Below are 22,202 nucleotides of genomic sequence, written 5' to 3' on the forward strand. Positions count from 1 at the left end.
CGTCCGATCGTCCCGCCGAAGGAGCCAAAGGTCTCGTTCGGCGCTCGGGGCGGCGGAGACTCTACCGCTTCCCGTAGCTCGTCGCTAACCAACCTCTTTGCCCCACCCCGGCCGCGCCCTCCTGACCCCGTTCTGTTATGCGCGCTTAACATCGGTACCGGGGCGTGGCGGATACAATCTCCCTGTGAGGCCGCAGGGCTTTTTCGGGGTTTACGCCCTCCCAGAGACCCGCGCCCGGCGAGAGATTCGGAGGAGAAGAGTTGGCTACGACCATAGAGATAGAGGGCGGCGAGATCGTGCACACGCGGGGGACGGTGGTCACCTACAAGCAGAAGTGCAGCGTCTGCGGCCACGCCTACCCGTACAACAAGACCACCATCGTCCCCGCCTACGGGGTCCGTAGCTGCCGCCCTTTCACCTGCCCGGAGTGCGGCCACTACCAGGAGGTGAGCATGAAGTATCTGGGCGCAGAATAATGCGAGGTAACCCGGGATAGCTACTCCGCGGGAGGCGTCTCCTCACCGGAGCCTCCGGGCTCCTCGCCGGTCTCCTGTGCGGACGAGACAGCGGAGGAACCGAGGCTCCCGCCCTGGCTCTGTATTAGCTGGCGCTCGGAGGTGTAGGCCTGGACGGCCATCGCGAGCTCCAGCTTCTCACGCTCTGCGGGTAGCTCACCGGTCTCCTCCTGCCCTAGTAGCTCCCTGCCGGAGACGCCGAGCGAGGACTCCATCTCTCCGATCCTGCGCCGCAGCTTTAGTCGGCCGCCGGGGGTCAGCCGGAGATACTGCTGCTCGTCGGGTCCCTGCTGAGGGTAGACCCAGGCGTTCCTGAGCCACTCCTGCAGGATCTCGTTCCGTATCTCATCCTTGGTCTTTAGCTCCAAAGCTATCCTTTCTGCGTGTAGCCGCCTTGCGTATCTTGCATGCTCTCTGTACTCCTCACCAATCTAACCTCTCCCGCGCCGAAACTCTACCGGCCGGGCTCCGTATATGCGGATACCGTGGCTACGAGCGGGGCAAACGGAGATATAATCTACAGATAGCACCTAACACTACAAGTATCTACAAGTGTCCCGGATGGAGGTTGGAGATGCAGCAGGACCGCGCCAACTATGGCAGGCCCAGAGAGCCCGGCGACGATCTGGAGACCGGCTCCAGCAGTTACGAGAGTTACGAAGGGTACGGAGATCGCGGCGGGCGGGCCGGCTACATCCCGATGCGCGACACCGGTAAGAGCCTCAGCCCGAGCGACGAGCGCTCGTGGTCGGCCCTCTCGCACCTGAGCGTGCTCGTGTGGCCCGTGACGGGGTTTCTTCCGGTGGCGCCCCTCATAATCTGGCTGGTCTACAAGAACCAGTCCCCGGCGGTGGGATTCCAGGCCCTGCAGTCGTTCTGGTATCAGGCGGCGTGGCTGCTGCTCGGAGCGGTCGGGAGCCTCGTCGCCACCCTTTTCGTGGTGCTAACCTTCGGTCTTGGAGCTTTCGTGGTGGCCCCGCTGGGCTTCCTGCTCGGGCTGGTGCCTTTCGTCCATCAGCTCTACGCCGCCTACAAGGTGCGGCAGGGCGTGGACTACCGCTACCCGTTTATCGCGAACATGCTGGACAGCGGCGAAGGTCGGTAGGACCGGTAGTCGGCGGGAGAACATAGCAGGCTGAAAAGAGGCTCTGGAGGGTTCCGGGGCCTCTTTTGGTGTCTCCTAGAGCTTCCTAGAGCTGGGGCTGGGGCTGATCCTTGGGGGTGGCGTAGATCGTAACGGTCGAGCCCTCCGGGACCCGCTCCCCGTACAGCGGGTCAGTGCCCCAGGTTACGCCCCGGTCGCTGTAGCCCTCGTGGTACTCGTGGACGACCTTCGTCTCGAAGCCCCGGCTGGCGAGCACGTCCTCGGCGTAGTAGTCGTAGTAGGCGTCCACGTCCGGTACGGCGACGAGGTCCCCCTCCGAGGTACTCCCGGACCCATTATCACCGCTGGCGGTATCCCCGGCCGCCGTTTCACCGGAGCCGGTGTCCTCGTCCGAGCCTCCGAGACCGCCGAAGACCGAGAGTCCCCGGCTCTGTTCCGCCTCTCCCGACTGCCCCGCCTGGCCGCTCTCCCCGGACTTGCCGGTGATCCCGGCGCCCTGCTGGGACGAGCGGCTGGCCGCCAGGTCTTCCGGGCCTTCGACGTAGCCCGAGACTCCCGCCGCCGCGACCCCCGAGAGCAGGACGGCGGCCAGCGCGGCGGTCGCCAGCGATCTCTTGCGGTCGCCGAGGAGACGCCCGAAGGTCGCCGGTGAGAGGAGCTTTGCCGGGGCCTCCTTGCGCAGGGCCGAGAGCATGGCGTCTGCGGAAGGGTAACGGGCCGAAGGGTCCTTGGAAAGGGCCTTCAGGATCACGTCTTCGAGCCCCTGCGGGATCTTGCGGTTCAGCCGGCGCGGCGGAAGCGGGTCGCGGTGTATCTGCTGGCGGGCCACGCTCCTGGTGTCGCCCGAGAACGGCGGCTCGCCGGTCAGACAGTGATACAGGAGTATCCCCACGGAGTAGATGTCGCTCTGGGGCGTCGCCTGGCGGCCCATGATCTGCTCCGGCGACATGTAGCGGGCGCTGCCTATGACCTCGCCGGACTGGAGCTCGTCCTGGTCGTCCTGGTCGTCCTGATCGTGCTGTCTGTCGGGGGCCCCGTTGCGGGCCTCCTCGACGATGCGCGCGATGCCGAAGTCCGCGACCTTTATGGAGCCGCCGGTGAGCATCACGTTAGAGGGCTTGACGTCGCGGTGGATTATCCCCTGCTCGTGGGCGTAGGAGAGGGCCTCGAGGAGCTGCCCGGCGATCCTGACCGCCTCCCCTATCTCCAGGCTGCCGATCCGGGACAGCCTCTGGCCCGCGTCCTCGCCCTCGACGCACTCCGCCACGATAAAGGGCGCCTCGCCCTCCTCGCAGATGTCGTATACCCGGACGATCTTGGGATGATCCAGGGACGCCATCGCCCGGGCCTCCCGCTTGAAGCGTCTCAGGAAGGCGCGCTCCTCGGCGTAGCTCTGTCTCAGGGTCTTCAAGGCGACCTCGCGGCCCAGGATGGCATCCTCGGCCCGATACACCACGGCCATCCCGCCCGCCCCGAGCGTGCCCTTTACCCTGTATCTCCCTCCAAGGACTTTTCCTACCGGGGCTTCCAGCGCTCCACCGCCTTTACGAACTACGAACCTCTGCGAAATGTTCTAGACGCCTCCCTCGACAGCGCATTATATATCGCTTGTCTCATGCTGGATACCGTCCGGGCCGCGGACCATCCGGTTACCCAACATGGAGGAATCTGACACGATAATATGCCACATTTTGTTGCCTTTTGCTCGCCTTTACCGCCAGTGGGAGCGCCGGTAAACAGGATATTTCACACATCCGGCCCCGGGGCCGGCCGCTAGCGTAACCCGCACCGGGATGTAGCTGGGCGTGGGTGGCCGCCGGTACGACGGTTGTCGGCGCGGTGGCCACCGGCGGCGTTTTACCGGATTTCGGAGCCGAGCGGGTCCGGGTGGGACAGGGCTAACCTCGGCTCTAACCCCGTGCATCGTGGTGGTGCCAACCGTATCACCCGCCGCGAGGCTTTCTACCTTGCATGCTTTACCCGCCCTGAGCATCTACGACGTCCGCACCCCTGGGCACGGACCGCTCTGGGGGTCATTTGACGCGGCTGCGGCTCTTTTCTCTGCGCCGGCGGAGAAAGACGGTCACCAAGGCGACGGCGATAATGACGCCGAAGGCCAGGAAGAGGATCTCGACGTACTGCGGGGCGTGGCCCCCGAGGTAGGCGTACACGAAGGTCGCCGGGGAGGCCCCGATCACGGTGGCGATCAGGAAGCCCGGGAACCTCATGCGTGTGAGTCCCGCGGCGAAGGAGATCACGTCGAACGACAATACCGGGACCAGCCGCCCGACGAGAACGGCGTAGGCCCCGTAGCGGGCAAACCAGTGGTCCGCCGACTCCAGGCTCGTGTTCCCGACGAGCGCCTCCACCGGCCCCCGGCCCAGGGTGCGTGAGATCCAGAAGCTCACCACGGCCGCCGCCGAGGCCCCGAACACGCTCAACAGCCCGCCCCAGAACGCCCCGAAGGCGAGGCCGTTCGCGAACGTTATGAGGAAAGCCGGCAGCGGCGCAACTATCGCCTGCAACACCATCAAGAGCGTCGAGACCACGGGCGCCCACGCCCCGAAGGAGAGGATGTAGTCCCGCAGCCCGGAGACGTCGCCCCGGGCGAGTATGCGGATGACGGACTCGATCCCGGTCCTGAACGCCGGCGAAAGGAGGTATGCGAGCCCCGACGCCGCCAGCATCGCGACGATGATAACCAGCCTGATGCGTCTCACCCGGCGGGTGTCGAGCCTTATCGAGTCAACAGAGCCCCCGGCCGGCTTCATCAGGCCCGCCGGGCGTGAATGCGGAGCACCACACCGCCCAGATAACGCCCGATCCGCTCGACCTCGAAGCCCACCGAGCTCACCCCTTCCAGCGTCCGCCGGTCCAGGTGGCAGCCTCCGGCGAGCCGGCTCCAGGCCGGCGTCAGCGCTTCCTGTAGGCGGCCGAGCGGCTTACGTTCGACCCGCACGTGCTCCAGCAGCCGCAGCTCGCCGCCGGGCGCGAGCACCCGCCACGCCTCCCGCAACGCGGCCTCCTGGCTCTGCACCGTACACAGGGTCAAGAAAGCGGTAACGGCGTCGAAGCTCCCGTCAGGGAAGGGTAGATCCTCGCCGGCGGCCCGCAGGAGCCGGACCGGCATCCCGGCCTCCGGCAAGCGGCGGGCGGCCCGGTCGAGCATCGTCTCGTCGGGATCTACGCCGGTCACCGACGAGACGGAGTCCGGGTAGGAGCGGAGGCTCCTTCCGGTGCCGACCCCGAGCTCCAGCACGGCCCCCGAGAGCCCCCGCAACGTCTCCCGCCGCAGTCCCCCCAGCCCGAGCCGCTCGAAGGGCGCGATAACGGGATCGTAGATGCCGGCGAATACGCCGGTTCGTGGGTGGCTAGGTCCGTCCATACCCCGATGATGCCACCCGGAGGCCCGGGAAGAGCGAAGATTATCGCCCCTCCCGGGAAATATGTGACGTGCTCCGCTCTTTCAGGGCCTGCCAGGGTCCTTCAGGGTTCTTTAGCGGAACGGGTTACGGTACCCGACGTGGTAGCGGGGCTGTATCGGGTCGTAGCGCACGACGGTGCCCGGATAGGGGGCGTTGATCATCTTCTTCCTGCCGGAGTAGATGCCGACGTGTCCGATCCTGCCGCTGTTGTTGTAGTCCCCGAAGGCGAGGTCCGCGACCCGGGGCGTGCGGGTGGCGCCTCCGCTCCTGTACTGTGAGGCCGCCGTGCGCGGCAGGGACACGTTGACCTTATCGAAGACCCGCATCGTGAGGCCGGAGCAGTCCACCCCCTGGCGTGAGGTCCCGCCGTAACGGTACGGCACCCCGAGCCAGGTCTTCGCCTCCCGCAGAGCCTTCTGACGCCGCGTGAGGGTGGTCCTCTTCCTCTGCACCTCCCTGACCATCACCGCGTCGGCGATAACATACCCCTTGCCCTTACCCCGCCGGCTTACGAAGACCTTCCTGGAGTCTCCGGCCTTGAGCTTGAAGGTGCCCAGCCGCACCCACTTACCGCCGTTCTTGGTCTGATTCACCCGGTCCCACTTAATCCCCGAGGTGGTGCGAACCCCGAAAGGCGTAGAGCTGTTGTAGCCTCTGCTCGCGGGCCAGCGGGCGAAGACCCTGTACCTCTTGGTCTTCGGCACCCGGACCTTGTACGAGGCATTGTCCCGGATTGACCGGGGCTTGGCGTAGCGGTAGTTCCTGCCGACCTTCTGGTCGCTCCAGGAGCTGCCCTTCCAGTTACCGGAGGCGGAGAATCGCTTGGAGGCGTTGTCCACCACCTGTTTGTAAGGGCTGGCGGAGACCGCCGGCGCAAAGATCAGGGATACAACCAGCGCGGCCGTCAAGGCCAAGGTCAAACGTAGCAATCTTCCCCCTCCGTATATTTACGGGCCGGCCCCCTGCCGGACCCGAATTTTCAAACTTTCAAACTCCGCTGACTCCGGTTTTACGCGAGACTACGACCGTGCGGTGCGCGGCTCGTACCTCACATGTCTCGTGTAGCGCCTCGTATTATCGGCCGGGCGGTAAAGGAACTTTAGCATCATGCAGAGCCCCGAGGAAGATTTATTAAGAATCCGGCCTCTCAGGCCCGGCCTCTAACAGAACTTTCGGGGGCGAGAAAACGATGACCGGTCGAGCGCGCGACATCCAGCGTGGCCTTATCCAGGGCGGCGGGCACGGCCCCGTAGCGCAGGCGGGCCTCCTCCGCGAAGGCGTGTACCGCCTCCTGGGTGGTGGCCCCGGAGCCGGTCCGGTGCAGGCTGCCGACGCTTTCGGGGCGAAAAGGGAGTTCGAGGGCGGAGTACACCCGGCCCAGTACCCGGGCGAGCCGCTCTTCGCCGCTGACGAGCACTATGCCGCCGACGCTCGTGGCCCGGCGAGTCAGGCGCTGGGCGATGCCGACCAGCTTCATGCCGTCTTCGGGGCCGCCGTGCCGGATGCTGTGGTCGCCGGGGCAGAACTCCGCCCGCACCTCGCCGACCTCGGCCCGGACGCCGAGACGGCCGAAGGCGGCGAGGACCAGGTCGGCGGCCTCGTCGTAACGCTCCCCGATGCTCCTGGCGCCGTCTTCGGCGGCGGGCCGGACTATGGAGAACCCGAAGGTGCCGGAGTCGGCGGCCGTGGCGCCCCCGCCGGAGCCCCTGAGAAACACCGGATAGCCCTCCTCCTCCGACTCCCGCACGGCCTGCTCGAAACCCGGTCTCCGGGCGTCGCGCCGCGTCATCCCGACGTGCCGGGATGAGGGCAGTATGGAGACGGTGGCCGGCCTCTCGCCCGAGGCGACCTGATCGAAGACCGCCCCGACGTAACCGTACTGGGTGCGAGGGTCGTCGAACCTCTCCGGCGTCAGCAGCTCCATCCCGGCTCCCCCGGCGCAGGTTGGTGGATCACGCTTAGCATATCCGGAAGAGTCTATCAGCCTCCGTTGCGGAAGCCCCGGCTCTCTGGTTTCATCGGGAAGTTAGACGGGTTGGATGGTGGCTTGTGTAGTTTATGAAGTTCACGCGAGAGGAGGGGCCACGCACGGGGAGTACAAGACGCCGCAGGGTAAGCTGGTCGCGGTGGACCTCACGGTAGAAGACGGCAGGCTCTCCGGCGTCGGGGTCACCGGAGACTTCTTCCTGGAGCCCGCCGAGGAGCTCGCGGCGCTGGTCCGGGCGCTCGAAGGAGCCCCGGAGGATGCACCCGAGGAGGATCTCGCCGGGATGGTGCGGGAGGCGCTCGACCCGCGGACCGAGATGATCGGCTTCTCCCCGGAGGCGATCGCGAAGGCCGTCCGGCGGGCGCTCGGCACTGAAAGTGCGGAGAGCGCGGAGAGGAGCGAGTCGTGAGCGTGGGCCCGAGGTGGTCTGAGTACTCGTGGCGTGTGATCCGGGGCGGCCCCGTCGAGCCGGCGATGAACGTCGCGGTAGACGAGGTGCTGACCCGGCGCGTCGGGGAGGGAGAGCGGCCGCCGACGTTGCGGTTCTGGGGGCGCTACCTGCCGGAGGTCGTGATCGGCCGCTTCCAGGCGGTATCCAACGAGCTAGACGAGGAGACCGCGCGGGACTACGGCGTCGAGATCCTGCGCCGCACCACCGGCGGGGGCGCGATGTTCGTCGAGCCGGCGAACATAATCACCTACTCGATGTACGCCCCGGTCTCGCTGGTCGAGGGCCTCTCGACGGTCGAGTCTTACGAGTTCCTGGACGCCTGGGTAGTGGACGCCCTGCGCGGGATGGGCGTGGAGGCCTTCTACGAGCCGATAAACGACATAAGCTCGGCGGCGGGCAAGATCGGGGGCGCGGCCCAGGCCCGCCGCCACGGCGCGGTCCTGCACCACACGACGATGGCCTACGACATAGACGCCGAGAAGATGCTGCGCGTCCTGCGCGTCGGCCGGGAGAAGCTCTCCGACAAGGCGGTCGAGAGCGCCGAGAAGCGCGTCGGTCCTATCCGGCGTCAGACCGAGCTGCCGCGCGAAGAGGTAATAGAGCGCATGATCCGGACCTTCGAGACCGACTACGCCGGCGGGAACAACCTGGCCGAGGACTCGCTGACCGACGATGAGCTCTCGGAGGCCGAGAGTCTAACCGCCTACTACGGCTCCCCGGACTGGACCTACCTCCTGCCGTAGATCAGGCAGGAGAACTCTGGAGAGCTTGTAGAAGTCAGGCGTTTGCCGGCTCCGTCTCTACCAGCTCGGCCTGCACGATCAGGCGCTCCGAGTAGTCCGGCAGGGTGCAGGTCTGCAACGTGAGGATGTTCTTGCCGCTTACGGGCTCTGTAACGGAGAGGTCCGAGGGCCCTACCACGAACTCCTTGAAGACCCGGTAGGTGTACTCGGTGCCCTCGGCATCCTCTACGAAGACCTTGTCGCCGTCCTCCACCTTCTGGAGGTCGTAGAAGGTCAGGAAGCTCTCGGTTCTCGGGAACCCGAGGCGGTGACCGGCGAGGTACACGTTGGCCTCTTGCTGCCACGGGTAGCCGGTACCTTTGAGGTGTATGGCGGCGTTGTCCTTGAGGGCCTTCTCGCTGTCTCCGGCGGCCGTGGGCACCTTGTCGTCCTCTATGCGGCTCATGGCCGGGACGGTGACCTTCAGGGTCTTGTCGGAGGGACCGCCCACCTCGGACGAGGTGCCCTCGTTCAGCTCCGGCACGTTGAACCCGCTACCAGAGCCGCCGGAGCCGTCGGAGCCCGAGGAGCCCGGTCCCTGGAAGAAGTTCAGGGCGAACATGGCTATGAGGACCACCCCGGCCCCGACCAGCCCCAGGCTCAGAAAGCCCGTCAATATACCCCTGATCCTCACCCGCACCTCCTACGAGAGCCTCTAACGGACGTGGCCTTCCACGGGCCCGAACCTCTTATCATAACGCGCCGCACCGGCTCGTGACGGGAGTGTCCTATCCGGGGCCGGCCTTAATCCGAGCCTCCCGGTCCCTCTCTGGAGGCCGAGCTCCCGGCGGCGGCCACGGTCACCAGGGCTATGGCGGCGAGCGGGAGCACGCCGGGCTCTTCGGAGAGGAGCACGAACCCGATAAGCGCCGCAACCGCGGGCTCCAGGCTCATAAGCACCCCGAAAGTCCTGGCCGGTATGTTCTTTAGCGCCTCCAGCTCCAGGGAGTACGGGATGGCCGTGGAGAGCAGGGCTATCGCCAGGCCGCCGAGCAGCGCCTGTGGCGTCAGCAGATCCATGCCGGCCCCGGCTATCCCGACCGGGGCGAGCGCGGCGGCGGCGACGCAGGTCGCGAGCGCGAGCCCGGCGCCGCTGCCCAGCGAGCGTCCGACCATGCCTCCGAGCAGTATGTAGCCGGCCCAGAACATACCCGCGAGCAGGGCGAAACCCGCCCCGACGAGATCCACCGGGGCCCCGGAGCCGGAGGCGGCGAGCGGCGAGAGCAGGAAGATACCGCCCGCCGCGAGAAACCCCCACACGAGGTCCAGCAGCCGGCGGGAGCCGAAGATCGCGACCGCCAGGGGCCCGGTAAACTCCAGCGTCACCGCCACCCCGAGCGGGATGCGGTCCAGCGCCTGATAGAAGCAGAGGTTCATGCCGCCGAGCACTAGCCCGAAGGCCGCCACGACAGCGTAATCCGATACCGGCAACCCCCGCGCCGGCAGCCGCCACACCGCCACGCACAGCGCGGCCGCGATCCCGACCCTCAAGAACACCGCCCCCGAAGGCCCCACGGCCTCGAACAGACCCTTGGCGGTCGCAGAGCCGAGCTGCATCGAGAGTATCGCGAACAGCACCAGCGAGGTCGGCGGCACGGAGCCCGCCCGCTGCCGCAGCCTCCCCTTCATCGTCGAGACGGCGTGTAAGGTACGTAAGGTCCCCGTACCATGCCTCAGCAGGCTCCTACCGGATATCCGGAGGCGTCCGCCCGGCCCCGGCCGGTGCGCCGCTCGCTGTCCCCCACGATACATACGACGACCATTCTCGCACAGGCAACCGCTCTCCGGCCGCGCCCGCCCGTAGCCCCGGCGGCTTTCTGTTATCAGGAACGCTTACCGAGGTTATAGGGTCTCCCGGTGTCCCTCATCTGGGATCCAGGAGCTTTCAGGAGCTTTCACAAACACCAGGACCCGGAGTTCTACGTATCGGTCTCCTCGCGGGTGCGGCGTCGGATCCTGACCCGATACTCGTCGCCGTCCTCCGCCGGGGGCGTCGAGTGGTGCTCCTCGTAGCGTCCGCCCTCCAGGGGAGGCAGGCCGTAATGGGCCCGGACCCTCTGCTCGAACTCGGGGGTTATCTCGCCACCGTGGCCGAACGCGGGGCCGTGCTTGACCTCCTCCCGGTCGATCGTGACCTCGGCGCAGTCCTCCTCCTCGTCTACCGCCACGATCTCCATCGGTACCAGCGTGATCCTGTTACCGAAGAGCCCGAACCTTACGCCGAGATACTCCTCGCGCCCGGACTCGTCCACGAACAGGTCGTCCACCTTGCCGATCTTGTCCCCGTCCCGGTCGTAGACCGAGTAACCGGAGTAAGCCTCCTCAAGCTCCCGGAAACGGTCGCCGCGTCCCTGCTCGCCCATGCGGGCCCTCCTTCCGGCCGCTCGTCAAGGTCATCTGCTGGTGCGGGTAGTGTGGATATTGTCCCCCGTACCTCATAACACAAACCGCCGGCTACGCGCCACCCTGCTCCGGGAGGCTCCGCAGGAAGGCGAGCGCCGTATCCCCCGGGTCTCCGCCCTGACGGACGCCCGCGACCCGGCCACCGCCGTCTACCGCGGCCACGGCCGCCACCCGGCCCGTATCCCTAAGGCCGAAGGACCGGGTGACGCGTCCGGCCCAGTCGGGCAGGATCATCACGTACTCCTCGGGGTCCGCGCCGGGTGGTAGATCAGAGGCCGTGCGCTCGTAGGCCTGCCGCAGCACTATCCACACCGTGCCCCAGTACACAGTCGGCACCAGCGAGAGGTCCACGACGCTCGCAACCGTTACCTCGCCGGCGGCGTACCTCTCCCGCACGGCCCGGTTTACATTCACGGCCGCGGAGGCGGTGCCCTGGAGATGGAAGACGAGCACCAGCGGCACGCCCTCCCTCTTACGCAGGTCCACCTCCCGCCCGGAGCCTATAGCGAACAGGCGCGTGGCCGGGGCCAGATCCCCGGCCCGGAGCGGCTCCAAGCTAGGCTTCCTCCTTCGGGAGCCTGGCGAGCCGGCGCTTCTCCCGCCGCCAGCGGGCGCGGTCACGGCCCCCTTCGAGCACCGAGTAGCCGACCGGCACCACCAGGAGCGTCAGGAACGTCGAGGTCAAGAGGCCCCCGATCACCGGTATCGCCAGGCTGTTGGAGATGAGTACCGCCCCGCCGCCGAAGCCTAAAGCAAGCGGCAACAGCGCGAAGATCGTCACCAGCGCCGTCATCAGTATCGGCCGCAGCCGGGCCCGCCCGGCCTCCACGATAGCCTCGGTCACGTTGTCGTGGCGGCCACGGGCCTTCACGACGAAGTCTATGAGCAGGATGGAGTTCGCTACCACGATCCCGATGAGTAGCAGCACGCCCAGAAGCGACGGCAGGCTTAACGCGGTGTCCGTGATGAGTAGCGCCCCGAACGCCCCGATGGTGGTGAGCGGCACGGCGAGCAGGATCACGAGCGGCAACAGCAGCGAGCTAAAGAACACGACCAGGATCAGGAACACCGCCGCTAGCGCGACCCCGATGGAGATGAACAGGCGATTGAAGCTCTCTGCTATGTCCTCGGACTCGCCGCCGACGGACGCCTCTACCCCGTTTGCGAGCTCCAGGTTACCCACCCGCTCCTCTACCGCCGTGGAGACGGCGTTCGTGTCGCCGCCGGAGATGTCACCGGAGACGGTCACGCCCGCCTCGCCGTCGGTGCGGCTTATCGCAGAGGGAGCCTCGGACTGCTCGACGTCGGCGACGTCCGCCACGCTCGCCCCGGCCGCCCCGACGGGCAGGCTCTCTACGTCGTCCACGGAGTCTACCCGGTCGGCCGGCACCCCCACGGAGACCGGCGTGTCGCCCGTAATGCTCAGGTCCGAGCCGCCCCCGCTTATGTAGGTCGCGAGCGACTGGGAGACCGCGCTCGGCGAGACCCCGGCCCGGGCCGCGTCTTGCGGGTTCACGTCTACCGAGATCTGCCGTCCGCCACCGGTGGCGTCGGTCTGCACGTTCTCCAGGCCAGAGACGCCGGAGATCTCGTCCACTATCTTTTCGGAGGCGACGGCGCGCTCCTCTTCGGAGCCGCCGGTTACGGAGACCGCGAGCCCGCCGGCCGGCGGTCCCTGCTCCTGGACCTGGGCCTGGAAGCCTCCGCCGAACAGCTCCTCACCTCGCTCCTGCACCCGTTCGAGGGTCGAGTCCACGTCCGCGTCTTCCGCGACGGAGATAAACGCCTGGGCCTGGTCGTCGGGACGCGCGCCCGGCTGTCCCTGGGCACTCTCGCCGCCCACGGAGAGCTGGTAGCTCTCCACTCCCCCGTCGTCGAGCAGGAAGTCCTCGAAGGGCCTGACCTGCTCCGAGCTCTCCTGCAGCGAAGACCCGTCTTCGAGCTCCACGTCGGCTATTACGGTCTGGGACTCGCTCGGCGGGAAGAAGCTCGTCGGCAGCAGGAACGCCGCCCCGAGGCCTCCCGCGAAGAGCACGCCGGCCACCACGAGCACGATGGCGCGGTGCCCGAGGCCCCAGCGGAGCACCGGGGTGTAGAGCCTGACCAGGAGCCCCTGACGCTGCTCCCCCGAGTTCTGTGGGTCCTGGGCCGTATTCTGGGGCACGCCCCGGCGCTTTATGAACAGGCTCACGAGCACCGGGATGATGGTCACGGAGACTATGAGAGACGCGATCAGGGCGAACGCGACCGTTAGCGACAGCGGCAGGAAGAACTCGCTCACGATGCCGCCGACGAGCCCGAGCGGCAGGAACACGGCCACGGTACACAGCGTCGAGGAGGTGATTGCGCTCGCAACCTCGCTCGTGCCCCTCAGTGCAGCCTCATCCGGGTCGAGCCCTTCCTCCTGGATGTAGCGGTAGGCGTTCTCGAGCACCACGATGGCGTCGTCCACCACCCGCCCGATGGCGATGGTGAGCCCCGCGAGCGTGAGGATGTTCAGCGTCAGCCCCTCACCCCACGAGAACAGGAGGGCTGCGAGCACCGAGGTCGGCAGGGAGACAGCCGTCACGAGCGTCGCCCTCACCGAGCGCAGAAAGATGAAGATCACGGCTATCGCAAACGCCGCGCCGAGCAGCGCCTTCTCCACGAGCCCGCTCACGGACTCCTCGACGTCCTCGGAGGTGTCGAAGACGACGTTCACGCCGTCGTCGCCGAGCTCGTCGCGTACCCCGCCGAGCTCTTCCCTGACCCCCTCCGCGACCTCGACGGTGTTCGCCTCCTGCTCCTTGATCACGGACAGCCCGATGCTCGGCTCGCCGTCGGTGCGCGAGATGCCGGCCAGGTTCTCCTCGCTCTGGCTTACCTCCGCAACGTCCTCCAGAAGCACCGGCTCCGGGGCCTCGCCCGACGGCGCTCCGCTGGGCGCTGCACCTGATGGCGCTCCACCAGACGAGCCTCCGGACGGCGGCGCGCCCCCGGTTGCCCCCTCGGGGGAGCCGCCGGAGCCACTGGCCCCGCTCGGGGCTCCGCCCGTGGGAGCGGCGGCCGCTGCGCCGCCTACCGGCAGCTCTCGTAGCGCCTCGATGCCGCCGAGCCCGGTCTCCGTTACGACGGGCGCGGAGGCGCCGTCCACCACGACCTCGCCGACCGGGGTAGAGCCGCCGGCCCCGCTTATCGCCCCGACAACGGCCTCCGGGGGCACGCCTTTCTCTTCGAGCTTCTCGGTGTCGAGCCGGACGCTTATCTGCTCTCCGGAGCCGCCGAGCAGGCTCGCGCTGCTCACACCCTCGACCTCTTCGAGGCCCGGTATTACCTCGTCCTCGGCGTACCGCGTGAGCTCCGTGAGGGAGCGGTCCCCGGCTTCGAGCGAGAGGTTTACGACCGGGAGGCTGTCGGCGGACTGGGTCGCGACCTCGGGGGACGCGGCCTGCTCGGGGAGCTCTACGCCTTCGAGTGCGGACTGCAGGTCCTCCTCGGCCTCCTCCGGGGTGGTGTCGAACCCGAACTCCACGTTTACCAGGGAGAACCCTTGTGTGGAGTTGGACTCTATGCCCTCGATCCCGCTTACACCCTCGACCGCATCCTCGATGCTCTGGGTGACCTGCTCGTCCACCACGTCCGGCCCGGCCCCGGGCACCGCGGTCTGCACGGTGACGAACGGGAACTCCACGTCGGGCAGCAGCTCCTGGTTGAGCTGGGTCGCGGCGTACCCGCCGCCTCCTATAAGGAGCACGACGGCGAGCATCACGACCGACTTGTTGCCAAGACACCAGCTTACGATACGACTCATCCGGCTCCTTAACTTCCCTGACTCTCTACGTGGTGCTCGGCGTGGAGTTCCTCCGCGAGGAGCTTGAGGCCCCGCGAGAAAATCCGCGCCTCACCCTCCTCCATCCGGTCCACGGCCCGCTCCAGCGGCCTCCTGCGGGCGGCCACGATCCTCCGCGCCGACTCCCGGTCCGCGGCGGCGAGGTCCACGAGCACGACCCGCCGGTCCTCCGTATCGTGGCGGCGCTCCACGAGCCCGTAGCGAACCAGCCGGTCCACGAGCTGCGTCACCGCCGGCCTCGACACCTCTAGCACCTCCGCGAGCCCGCCCACGGAGTGCGGACCCCGGGCTAGTGCGATCATGATCTGGACGTGCCCGGTAGAGACCTGGGAGTCCTCCGGCAGCCGGTGCTCCGGGATCTCCTCCAGCTCCACCGCCGTGGGCCGGCCCAACTCCCGCCCGAGAACCGGCAGCAGGAGCAGCATCTCGTCGATGATCCCGGCGACGATCTCCTCCCGCGTCCCTCCCGTACCTTCCGCGCCTTCCCGTCCGTCCAAACCCGGCCTCCACAAGAATAAGCAGCTTAAATAAGTAGCTTAAGTAAATACTACACGGCGCGCGAGGTGTCAACGAGAGGATGGCGGGGAGGCGGGTGCTCTGACTCGTCGTCCGTGTGCCGCCCGCGCCCTCATCCGTCGCGGGCCGCTTCGGGACGAGGGATTTTAATGTAATATTCCGCGCAGCAACGTAGGGTAACGTACGGCAACGCGCGGCGGCGTGCAGCGGGGTCGTCTCCTGGGGACCGGCGCAGAGGAGGTGTGAGATGTCCGAAGAAGGCTTCAGGCTGCCGGGCTCCTCTTACGAGGATCTCGCAAACATAATCGTCGCGTACGGCACCCGGGACGAGGCGTCCAACCCCGGGGACGTGAGCAAGCTGGACATCGTCCACCAGTCGAGCGTCAGCCGCAACAACGCGTTTCTCACGAGCATCGGGATACTCGCCGGCGACCGGGAGAAGTTCGTCACCGAGCAGGGACGGTCGCTGGCGCTGGCGCTGGCCCGCAAGGACCGCGCGGCGATCCAGCGCAAGTGGCGCGATCTGGTCTCCCGGGACGAGTTCATGCAGAACGTGCTCTCCGCCGTGAAGCTGCGCGAGGGCATCTTCCCCTCCACCCTGCAGGCCTACATCGCGCACTACGCCGGACAGCCCCGCAACAAGCCCGTGATGACCGGGGCGCTGGCAGTTATCGGAATCCTCAAAGCCGCAAACCTCCTGAGCGAGGAGGCCGGGATGCTCGTTGCCAACTACGACGATCATCCGTCAGAGACCCTGCCGGGAGACTCCTCGCCCCCCGCGGCGGGCGCCGGACAACCCGGCCCGGGATCGGCCGGAGAGGACCCGCGTGAGAACGGGCGGGAAGAGCCCGGCAAAGACGCCGGGGCGGAGGCGGACCATCAGACCCAGCTCTCCTTCTCGAACGCCTCGGCAGCCTCGGCGGTCTCGGATGACCCGGAGAGCTCGTCCGCAGGCGCCGGGGGCGTCGGCGGGAGCGGGGTTACCGTCCACGTCCACGTCAACTGCGCCCCAGAGGAGCTCGACGCCCTCGCCCCGAGGATAAAGCGGCTGCTGCGTGAGCTCGGGGAAGATTCGGCGTAGGCGGGCGGCACGGTCCCGGAGATCGGGGCGTTTGCACCTCCACGAAACCCCCTTACAATGCGTCTCTGTAGATCACTTGCAGGGCTTGTAGAGCGGGTTGCGCCGGAGGAGTTCCCCGGTATCCCGTCAGCATGACCCAACACGACCCTAGAGAGGCGGCCCAGACCGTGAACATCGACGTGCCACAGCGGCTACGGCGGCTGCCGGAGCTGGCCTACAACCTTTTCTGGACCTGGCAGCCGGGGGCCCGGAGGCTCTTCACCCGCCTAGACCCCGAGCTGTGGGAGAGGACCGAGCACAACCCGGTCAGGCTACTCTCGGAGACCGGGGGCCTGGAAGCCGCCGCCCGGGACGCCGACTTCGTGGACGCCTACCACCAAGTCCTCAAGGGCTTCGACGATTACCTGCACGAGCGCGAGACCTGGATGGGCTACGCCTACCCGGAGCTTCTGGACGGCCGCTCGCGGGGGCCGCTGGTCGCGTACTTCTCCGCCGAGTTCGGGCTGCACGAGTCGTTGCCGATCTACTCCGGCGGCCTCGGCGTACTCGCCGGGGATCACGTAAAGAGCGCCTCGGACCTCGGCCTGCCGCTCGTCGGCGTGGGGCTCTTGTACGCCCAGGGCTTCTTCCGCCAGCGCATAGACGGCGAGGGCTGGCAGCGCGAGGACTACGAGCCCTTCCACCCCGAAGGGAGGCCGGTAAGGGCGGCGCTGGATCCCGACGGCGGAGAGGTGATCGTGACCGTAGAGCTCCCCGGCAGGGAGCTCTACCTCAAGGTGTGGCGGGTCGAGGTCGGGCGCTCGGAGGTGCTCTTACTGGACGCCGACATCCCCGAGAACACCGGCGAAGACCGTCACATAACCGCCCGGCTCTACGGCGGCGACAACCGCACCCGCATCGCCCAGGAGGTGATCCTGGGCGTCGGCGGCGTCCGGGCTCTGCGCGCCGTCGGGCTGCGGCCGCCCGTCTATCACATGAACGAGGGCCATGCCGCCTTCCTCGGCCTGGAGCGCATCCGGGAGCTCGTGGCCGCCGGTTCCTCGTTCGACGAGGCGCGCAAGAGTATCTCCCGCAGCACGGTCTTCACCACCCACACCCCCGTCTCCGCCGGGCACGACGCGTTCTCCCCGGAACTTTTCGGGGAGTTCACAGACTCCTGGGCGGCCCGCCTGGGCACCGACGATGCGGGGCTGTGGGCGCTCGGGCGCAAGACCGAGCAGTGGGGCGAGGTCTTCAACATGACCGTGCTCGCCATGAGGCTCTCCTCCGGGCGTAACGCGGTCTCCGCCATCCACCGCGACGTCTCCGAGGAGATGTGGAGCCACCTCTTCACGCAGGGAGAGCCAGGCTCCCCGGACCCGCTCCCGGGCGACGGGGGCCGGTCCATAACCCACGTCACGAACGGCGTCCACACCTGGAGCTGGCTCTCGTCGCACATGGCCGACCTCTACGACGCCTACTCCGGCGGCCGGGCCTGGCGCAACGCCGCCGAGGACCCAGGAGTGTGGACCTTCGCCTACGAGGCGCCCTCGGGGGAGCTCTGGGACGCCCACCGGACCTCGAAGCTGGAGATGGTCGAGAACGTGAACGCCCGCCTCAAGGCCCGCGCCGGACGCGACGGCCTGACCGCGAAGGAGCTGGACCCGGAGGCCCTGACCATCGGCTTCGCCCGCCGCTTCGCAACCTACAAGCGGGCGACGCTTCTCCTGTCGGATCTAGCGCGCATAAAGAGGATAGCCACCGACGCCGGACGCCCAGTACAGTTCGTCTTCGCGGGCAAGGCCCACCCGGCTGACAGCCCTGGCAAGGAGTACATCCAGGCCCTGCACGAGGCCGCCGAAGGCGAGCTCGCCGGCAGCCTCTTCGTCCTGGAGGACTACGACATGGACCTCGCCCGCCGCATGGTGCAGGGCGTGGACCTGTGGATGAACAACCCGCGCCGTCCGCTGGAGGCCAGCGGAACCTCGGGCCAGAAGGCTTCCCTGAACGGCGCCCCGAACTTCAGTGTCCCCGACGGCTGGTGGCCCGAGGCCTACAACGGACGAAACGGCTGGAACATAGGTAACGGCTCCGGTTACGCCACCAACGAGGAGCAGGACGCCGCCGACGCCGAGTCGCTATACGCCACGCTGGAAGAGGAGATCCTGCCCGCCTTCTACGAGCGCGGCGCGGACGGCGTGCCAGAGGCGTGGGTCTCGGTGATGCGCGAGGCGATAGCCACGGTCGCCCCCCGCTTCTCGACCCAGCGCATGGTCCGCGACTACGTCCACAGCCTATACGTGCCCCGCACCCGCCAGCCTCGCTGAGATGCCGGTGGACCCCGGCGCTCGATTACACTGCTGTTCGTGCCAGCTAGAAAAGTGTCAAGGAAGCGAACGGTGACTAGCTGCAGGCAGAAGCCCAGGTGGTTGCGGTCTCTTCTGCGATTGGAGATCAGAAGCCTGTCTTCGTCATCCAGGTGGAAACAGCGGGCCAGTTGTTCGGAGGAGGGGGGAATCAGCATACTGTCCGTAGGAGCACCACTGCTCTTCGGTGAGGAAGCCGAGCGACATTAGTAAGCTTTGCGCCTACTCCGATACCTCGATAAGGTCGCCGGTATGAATCTCTCCGCTTGAGAGTATGTCGGCGCGTAGCCCTCCTCTATGCACCAAGCCGCGCAGCACTCCTGGCCGGGTTAGCTTTTCGAGCTGCGCACATGGCTCGCATCGTCTCTGGCCGAGGCATTCGACCTCTCCGACCTTAAAGCGACGCCCGATCAGGTCATCCAGAGCTATACCTCTTACTACGAGGTTCCGCCGGGCTTCCTCCGGCGCGAGTTTCACACCCTTCGCAGTCAGTCCCTCAATGGCTTCGGCCTCCACCAAGGTCAGATCGTAACCGCGGCCAGCCGGGTCCGAGAATGTTCCGGCCCCCTTCTCGTAGCGGTCACCCACTAACCCGCAACACACGGTGGCTTCAGCGGATGAGACTACCCTCATAGGGGCTTCGGCCTTAGCAGCAACCCCGATCAATTCGATCCTGCCGACTTCTTTAGATCCTTGACCGACCTCGGCTCTACGAAGAGGATCATGCTCGGCAAGCACGAACGCAGCTTTGAAAGCCACCCCCTCTCTTTTGGTTGACTGGTCCAACGGATCATGCAAGACACCTGGCGGCGCCCCAAAGAAAATGGCCCAAGAGGAAGTGTCAGCGCAGAGGCCGATAAACCGTCCGGGCCACTCAAAACTCTGAGGTGACTCGACCGGAACTAACCCGAGATTACGCACGGCAAGCCACTGGTTCAAGCGTACCCCTCCATCGCCAGGAACTTCCGAAGGTCCGACACCCAAGATGTACGCCACACAGGCGGTCAGCGAAACGATTTCGTTTTCCTGCATCTGCTTCAATGCGATGGTCCTTTCTTCAATAGATTACCCACGGCGACCTATACGACCTATCCGACCCACCTCTTCCGCTGCGTGCTTACGGACTCTGCTTTTCTGCCCCCGGCACCGCCCTTGACCCTCGTTCTCTGACCCACGGCGACGCTTGCGAGGACCAGCACGACGCACAGGACGGTAAAGGACCCGACCCGCTCCCCGAGCAGCAGAGCGGACCACACGAGTGTGAGCACGGGCTGGGAGAGTTGAACCTGACCAACGCGCGCTACGCCACCCTCTGCCAGACCCCTGTACCAGACGAAGAATCCCAGGAACATGCTTATCACCGAGACGTAGGCGAAGCACGCCCAGGCTGCGGCTCCGGCCTCGGAAAGTCCCGCCCCGCCCTCTCCGAAAACCGACCAGGCCACAAAGGGCGCAAGCAGGGGCGCGAAGATCACCAGAGCCCAGGAGATCACGCGCCACCCGCCCATCTCCCGGGCGAGTGCCCCACCCTCCGCGTAGCCCAGGGCGCATGCGAAGATCGCGATCAGGGCTAGAAGATGCCCTCGCTCCGGCACCAAACCTGCTCCCTGCGATACCGCGAACAAGAGCACCGCGAACAACCCGAACGCGCAAGCGCCCCAGAACGCCCTAGAAGGCCGCTCTCCACCCCGTAACACGGCCATCACCGCCGTTGCCGCCGGCAAGAGCCCCACGATCACCGCCGCATCCGCCGCCAGCATCTCCCTCAAGGCCAGAGATGTAAAGAGTGGGAATCCAACGATGACGCCCGAGCCCACGATCACCAACCTCGTCCACTGGTGACGCTCCGGTAGACGTTGGCGCGTCAGGGCCAGCACCAGTGCCGCGAGCACCGCGGCGACGAGTGCTCTCGCCAGCCCCACGAATGCCGGGTCCAAGTCCGCCACCGCCACCCGGGTCAGGGGGACGGTGAAGCTGAAGGCCAAAACTCCCAGGAACCCGAACAAGAAGCCCCGGGTCCTCGGGGCTTGCGTTTTCGTCTTGGTTGCTGTAACGTTACTATTATTATTCATGGATAACGATAACATGGTAACGCAAATAGTTGAAGCCCTGAGGTCGGAGGCCGAGGCCGGCCAGCCTGGGGAGAGGCTGCCTTCGGTGCGAGAGCTGATGGCCCGCCACCGGGCAGGACCGGTGACGGTGCAGAGGGCCGTGCAGCGGCTCGTGGCGGAGGGGTTGGTGGAAGCGAAGCCTGGACGAGGCAGCTTCGTCGCGGCGCGGGAGGCTCTACCTTCGGGTGGATCAGCGCCAGACTACGGGTGGCAGAGCGTGGCGCTCGGAGAGAGGACGGTGGCCGCCAACGGCCTCGGTGAGCTCTTGGCGGTGCCAGGACCCGGGTCGATACCTCTGACGAGCGGGTACCTCTCCGAGGACCTGCAGCCTCTAACGCAGTTGGCCGCGGCGATGGGACGGGCCGCGCGCCGGCCGGGAGCATGGGGCAGGGCCCCGATCGAAGGTTCGGAGCAGCTCAGGGCATGGTTCGCGAGGGAGGCCGGAGGTGGCTTCGGGGCACACGACGCCGTCGTGGCTTCGGGCGGGCAGGCGGCTCTCTCGGCGGCGTTCCAGGCACTGGCGGCACCAGGCTCACCGGTCCTCGTCGAGTCTCCGACGTACGTGGGCGCGATCGCGGCGGCGAAGGCCGCGGGTCTAGTGCCGGTGCCCGTGCCCACGGACAAGGACGGGGTACGGTCGGAGCTCCTGGAGGAGGCGTTCGCGGCCACGGGCTCCAGGCTGTTCTACTGCCAGCCGCTCTACGCCAACCCGCACGGAGCCGTGCTCTCCTTGAGACGTAGAGAGGCGGTCCTGGGAGCGGTGCGAGGAGCCGGGGCGTTTCTGATAGAGGATGACTGGGCGCGCGACTTCGCTCTGGATGGCAAGCCGCCGCCAACACTGGCAAGCGGGGACCCCGACGGGCACGTGGTGTATGTGCGTTCGCTAAGCAAGATCCTGGCACCGGGCATGAGATTGGCGGCCCTGTGCGCTAAAGGACCCGCGGGCGCGAGGTTGAAGGCGGCCCGGCTGGTCGGCGATCTCTTCGTGGCCGGACCCTTGCAGGAAGCGGCTCTCGACCTCTTATCCTCTCCGGCCTGGGAGAAGCATCGCCGAAAGGTGCGCAAAGAACTCCGGCTGCGCCGCGACGCGCTCGTGAGCGTCGTGGGGACCCGCTTGCCCGGAGTACGGATGCCCCCAGTACCCAAGAGTGGGTTGCACCTCTGGGTCGGGCTGCCGGAAGGGGCTGACGACCTGCTCGTCGCCGCGAACGCCAGGCGGGAGGGTGTAGTGGTGAGCCCGGGTCGGCACTGGTTCCCGGCCGAGCCGACCGGGCCATTTCTCCGCTTGAGCTACGTGGGCGCTGGGCCCGAGGAGCTTGCCAGGGGGGTGGAGATTCTCGCGCGAGTGCTAGAGGAAGACAAGATGGCATGAGCTGCAACGTACCGAGGACCTTTTAGACTCCACTTTCTCTGTCATACGATGATGGTCATTTGAGAGTGGCAATTTACCGCCGAGGGTCCACCATCGGCCAAGACTGCGATGGGCAGGAACGGGATCTCCTGGAGTGCGCCGAGCAAGCTTACCTCGAGGCGGTCGAAGTGTTCAAGGAGACGCTTCTCGGGCATCCGTAAGGCGAAGGGCAAACAGTCAATTGGGCGGGGCAAGATAATGGCACTCGCCTAGTCTCGAATATCGACGCGGTGCTGGTGAC

General features: G+C 66.9%; 22 protein-coding genes. 7 read left to right on the forward strand and 15 right to left on the reverse strand.

Translation table 11 applies throughout. The features are described 5' to 3' along the window. The first annotated feature begins 260 nt into the window (after positions 1 to 260). The gene (locus ABD53_RS03525) at positions 261 to 476 is read left to right on the forward strand and encodes a hypothetical protein (protein WP_047864348.1); all 216 of its coding nucleotides are present in this window, start codon (positions 261 to 263) and stop codon (positions 474 to 476) included. Between the two features lie 20 nt (positions 477 to 496). Here ABD53_RS03525 and ABD53_RS03530 read toward each other — a convergent pair whose 3' ends face one another. Continuing rightward, a complete protein-coding gene (locus ABD53_RS03530) occupies positions 497 to 883 on the reverse strand; it encodes a hypothetical protein (RefSeq protein WP_047864349.1) in 387 nt (128 codons plus the stop codon). 206 nt (positions 884 to 1,089) lie between these two features. On the opposite strand from ABD53_RS03530, the gene ABD53_RS03535 reads away from it, so the two are divergent. Continuing rightward, entirely contained in the window at positions 1,090 to 1,620 is a 531-nt protein-coding gene (locus ABD53_RS03535) for a DUF4870 domain-containing protein (protein ID WP_047864350.1), read from the forward strand. An 85-nt stretch (positions 1,621 to 1,705) separates the two neighbouring features. Here ABD53_RS03535 and ABD53_RS03540 read toward each other — a convergent pair whose 3' ends face one another. From ABD53_RS03540 to ABD53_RS03560, 5 genes are all read right to left on the reverse strand, one after another. Next, entirely contained in the window at positions 1,706 to 3,190 is a 1,485-nt protein-coding gene (locus tag ABD53_RS03540; RefSeq protein WP_327286721.1) for a protein kinase domain-containing protein, read from the reverse strand. Positions 3,191 to 3,653: 463 nt separating this feature from the next. Then, complete coding sequence (locus ABD53_RS03545) at positions 3,654 to 4,391, reverse strand: TVP38/TMEM64 family protein (protein ID WP_047864351.1); 738 nt, start codon at positions 4,389 to 4,391, stop codon at positions 3,654 to 3,656. Next, a complete protein-coding gene (locus ABD53_RS03550) occupies positions 4,391 to 5,005 on the reverse strand; it encodes a class I SAM-dependent methyltransferase (RefSeq protein WP_047864352.1) in 615 nt (204 codons plus the stop codon). Before ABD53_RS03550 ends, ABD53_RS03545 begins: the two co-directional genes overlap by 1 nt. A 111-nt stretch (positions 5,006 to 5,116) precedes the next feature. Next, entirely contained in the window at positions 5,117 to 5,974 is an 858-nt protein-coding gene (locus ABD53_RS15650; RefSeq protein ID WP_152670553.1) for a golvesin C-terminal-like domain-containing protein, read from the reverse strand. A 218-nt stretch (positions 5,975 to 6,192) separates the two neighbouring features. After that, complete coding sequence (locus tag ABD53_RS03560; RefSeq protein WP_053057632.1) at positions 6,193 to 6,969, reverse strand: lipoate--protein ligase family protein; 777 nt, start codon at positions 6,967 to 6,969, stop codon at positions 6,193 to 6,195. A 115-nt stretch (positions 6,970 to 7,084) separates the two neighbouring features. On the opposite strand from ABD53_RS03560, the gene ABD53_RS03565 reads away from it, so the two are divergent. Together ABD53_RS03565 and ABD53_RS03570 are read left to right on the forward strand one after the other, a co-directional pair. Beyond that, entirely contained in the window at positions 7,085 to 7,441 is a 357-nt protein-coding gene (locus ABD53_RS03565) for a hypothetical protein (RefSeq protein ID WP_047864353.1), read from the forward strand. Next, the gene (locus ABD53_RS03570) at positions 7,438 to 8,226 is read left to right on the forward strand and encodes a lipoate--protein ligase family protein (RefSeq protein WP_235401282.1); all 789 of its coding nucleotides are present in this window, start codon (positions 7,438 to 7,440) and stop codon (positions 8,224 to 8,226) included. The genes ABD53_RS03565 and ABD53_RS03570 overlap by 4 nt, the downstream gene beginning before the upstream one ends. Before the next feature lie 34 nt (positions 8,227 to 8,260). On the opposite strand, the gene ABD53_RS03575 is transcribed toward ABD53_RS03570, so the two are convergent. The 6 genes from ABD53_RS03575 to ABD53_RS03600 all read right to left on the reverse strand — a co-directional run bounded on the left by ABD53_RS03575 (position 8,261) and on the right by ABD53_RS03600 (position 14,994). Beyond that, positions 8,261 to 8,899 (reverse strand): class E sortase, encoded by a 639-nt coding sequence (locus ABD53_RS03575; protein WP_235401284.1) that lies wholly within the window; start codon positions 8,897 to 8,899, stop codon positions 8,261 to 8,263. A 110-nt stretch (positions 8,900 to 9,009) separates the two neighbouring features. Continuing rightward, a complete protein-coding gene (locus ABD53_RS03580; RefSeq protein ID WP_047864355.1) occupies positions 9,010 to 9,894 on the reverse strand; it encodes an EamA family transporter in 885 nt (294 codons plus the stop codon). A 290-nt stretch (positions 9,895 to 10,184) separates the two neighbouring features. Next, entirely contained in the window at positions 10,185 to 10,628 is a 444-nt protein-coding gene (locus tag ABD53_RS15655) for a PRC-barrel domain-containing protein (RefSeq protein WP_053057633.1), read from the reverse strand. Positions 10,629 to 10,719: 91 nt separating this feature from the next. After that, entirely contained in the window at positions 10,720 to 11,223 is a 504-nt protein-coding gene (locus ABD53_RS03590) for a hypothetical protein (RefSeq protein WP_047864356.1), read from the reverse strand. A gap of 1 nt (position 11,224) precedes the next feature. Beyond that, positions 11,225 to 14,458, reverse strand: a complete 3,234-nt coding sequence (locus tag ABD53_RS03595) for an efflux RND transporter permease subunit (RefSeq protein ID WP_053057634.1) — start codon at positions 14,456 to 14,458, stop codon at positions 11,225 to 11,227. 8 nt (positions 14,459 to 14,466) lie between these two features. Beyond that, positions 14,467 to 14,994 carry a MarR family winged helix-turn-helix transcriptional regulator gene (locus ABD53_RS03600; protein WP_053057635.1) on the reverse strand — a complete coding sequence of 176 codons (528 nt, stop codon included), beginning with the start codon at positions 14,992 to 14,994 and terminating at the stop codon, positions 14,467 to 14,469. A 266-nt stretch (positions 14,995 to 15,260) separates the two neighbouring features. On the opposite strand from ABD53_RS03600, the gene ABD53_RS03605 reads away from it, so the two are divergent. Beyond that, positions 15,261 to 16,094, forward strand: a complete 834-nt coding sequence (locus ABD53_RS03605) for a hypothetical protein (protein ID WP_047864357.1) — start codon at positions 15,261 to 15,263, stop codon at positions 16,092 to 16,094. Between the two features lie 131 nt (positions 16,095 to 16,225). Continuing rightward, positions 16,226 to 18,400, forward strand: coding sequence for an alpha-glucan family phosphorylase (glgP, locus tag ABD53_RS03610; protein ID WP_047864358.1), 2,175 nt, complete (start codon positions 16,226 to 16,228; stop codon positions 18,398 to 18,400). Here the strand turns inward: glgP and ABD53_RS17900 are convergent. The 3 genes from ABD53_RS17900 to ABD53_RS03620 all read right to left on the reverse strand — a co-directional run bounded on the left by ABD53_RS17900 (position 18,355) and on the right by ABD53_RS03620 (position 20,526). After that, on the reverse strand, positions 18,355 to 18,597 hold the full coding sequence (locus ABD53_RS17900; protein WP_084709254.1) for a DUF4158 domain-containing protein: 243 nt from the start codon (positions 18,595 to 18,597) through the stop codon (positions 18,355 to 18,357). The two genes, glgP and ABD53_RS17900, sit on opposite strands and share 46 nt — an antisense overlap. A 64-nt stretch (positions 18,598 to 18,661) precedes the next feature. Further along, on the reverse strand, positions 18,662 to 19,471 hold the full coding sequence (locus ABD53_RS16785; RefSeq protein WP_327286722.1) for an MOSC domain-containing protein: 810 nt from the start codon (positions 19,469 to 19,471) through the stop codon (positions 18,662 to 18,664). Positions 19,472 to 19,527: 56 nt separating this feature from the next. After that, positions 19,528 to 20,526: a DMT family transporter gene (locus tag ABD53_RS03620; RefSeq protein ID WP_327286712.1), complete on the reverse strand. Its 999-nt coding sequence runs from the start codon at positions 20,524 to 20,526 to the stop codon at positions 19,528 to 19,530. Here ABD53_RS03620 and ABD53_RS03625 point away from each other — a divergent pair. Then, positions 20,525 to 21,922: an aminotransferase-like domain-containing protein gene (locus ABD53_RS03625; RefSeq protein ID WP_200900264.1), complete on the forward strand. Its 1,398-nt coding sequence runs from the start codon at positions 20,525 to 20,527 to the stop codon at positions 21,920 to 21,922. The two genes, ABD53_RS03620 and ABD53_RS03625, sit on opposite strands and share 2 nt — an antisense overlap. The last annotated feature ends 280 nt before the right edge of the window (positions 21,923 to 22,202 follow it).

The sequence above is a fragment of the Rubrobacter aplysinae genome, assembly GCF_001029505.1.
Classification (GTDB): Bacteria; Actinomycetota; Rubrobacteria; order Rubrobacterales; family Rubrobacteraceae; genus Rubrobacter_A; species Rubrobacter_A aplysinae.

Excerpts from the sequence above, each read along its gene's own strand:
- ABD53_RS16785 (WP_327286722.1), bottom strand. The coding sequence starts at position 19,471 with ATGCAGGAAAACGAAATCGTTTCGCTGACCGCCTGTGTGGCGTACATC.
- ABD53_RS15655 (WP_053057633.1), bottom strand. The coding sequence starts at position 10,628 with ATGGGCGAGCAGGGACGCGGCGACCGTTTCCGGGAGCTTGAGGAGGCT.
- ABD53_RS03605 (WP_047864357.1), top strand. The coding sequence starts at position 15,261 with ATGTCCGAAGAAGGCTTCAGGCTGCCGGGCTCCTCTTACGAGGATCTC.
- ABD53_RS03565 (WP_047864353.1), top strand. The coding sequence starts at position 7,085 with ATGGTGGCTTGTGTAGTTTATGAAGTTCACGCGAGAGGAGGGGCCACG.
- ABD53_RS03595 (WP_053057634.1), bottom strand. The coding sequence starts at position 14,458 with ATGAGTCGTATCGTAAGCTGGTGTCTTGGCAACAAGTCGGTCGTGATG.
- ABD53_RS03625 (WP_200900264.1), top strand. The coding sequence starts at position 20,525 with ATGGTAACGCAAATAGTTGAAGCCCTGAGGTCGGAGGCCGAGGCCGGC.
- ABD53_RS03550 (WP_047864352.1), bottom strand. The coding sequence starts at position 5,005 with ATGGACGGACCTAGCCACCCACGAACCGGCGTATTCGCCGGCATCTAC.
- ABD53_RS03580 (WP_047864355.1), bottom strand. The coding sequence starts at position 9,894 with ATGAAGGGGAGGCTGCGGCAGCGGGCGGGCTCCGTGCCGCCGACCTCG.
- ABD53_RS03620 (WP_327286712.1), bottom strand. The coding sequence starts at position 20,526 with ATGTTATCGTTATCCATGAATAATAATAGTAACGTTACAGCAACCAAG.
- ABD53_RS03560 (WP_053057632.1), bottom strand. The coding sequence starts at position 6,969 with ATGGAGCTGCTGACGCCGGAGAGGTTCGACGACCCTCGCACCCAGTAC.
- ABD53_RS03535 (WP_047864350.1), top strand. The coding sequence starts at position 1,090 with ATGCAGCAGGACCGCGCCAACTATGGCAGGCCCAGAGAGCCCGGCGAC.
- glgP (WP_047864358.1), top strand. The coding sequence starts at position 16,226 with ATGACCCAACACGACCCTAGAGAGGCGGCCCAGACCGTGAACATCGAC.
- ABD53_RS03545 (WP_047864351.1), bottom strand. The coding sequence starts at position 4,391 with ATGAAGCCGGCCGGGGGCTCTGTTGACTCGATAAGGCTCGACACCCGC.
- ABD53_RS17900 (WP_084709254.1), bottom strand. The coding sequence starts at position 18,597 with ATGCTGATTCCCCCCTCCTCCGAACAACTGGCCCGCTGTTTCCACCTG.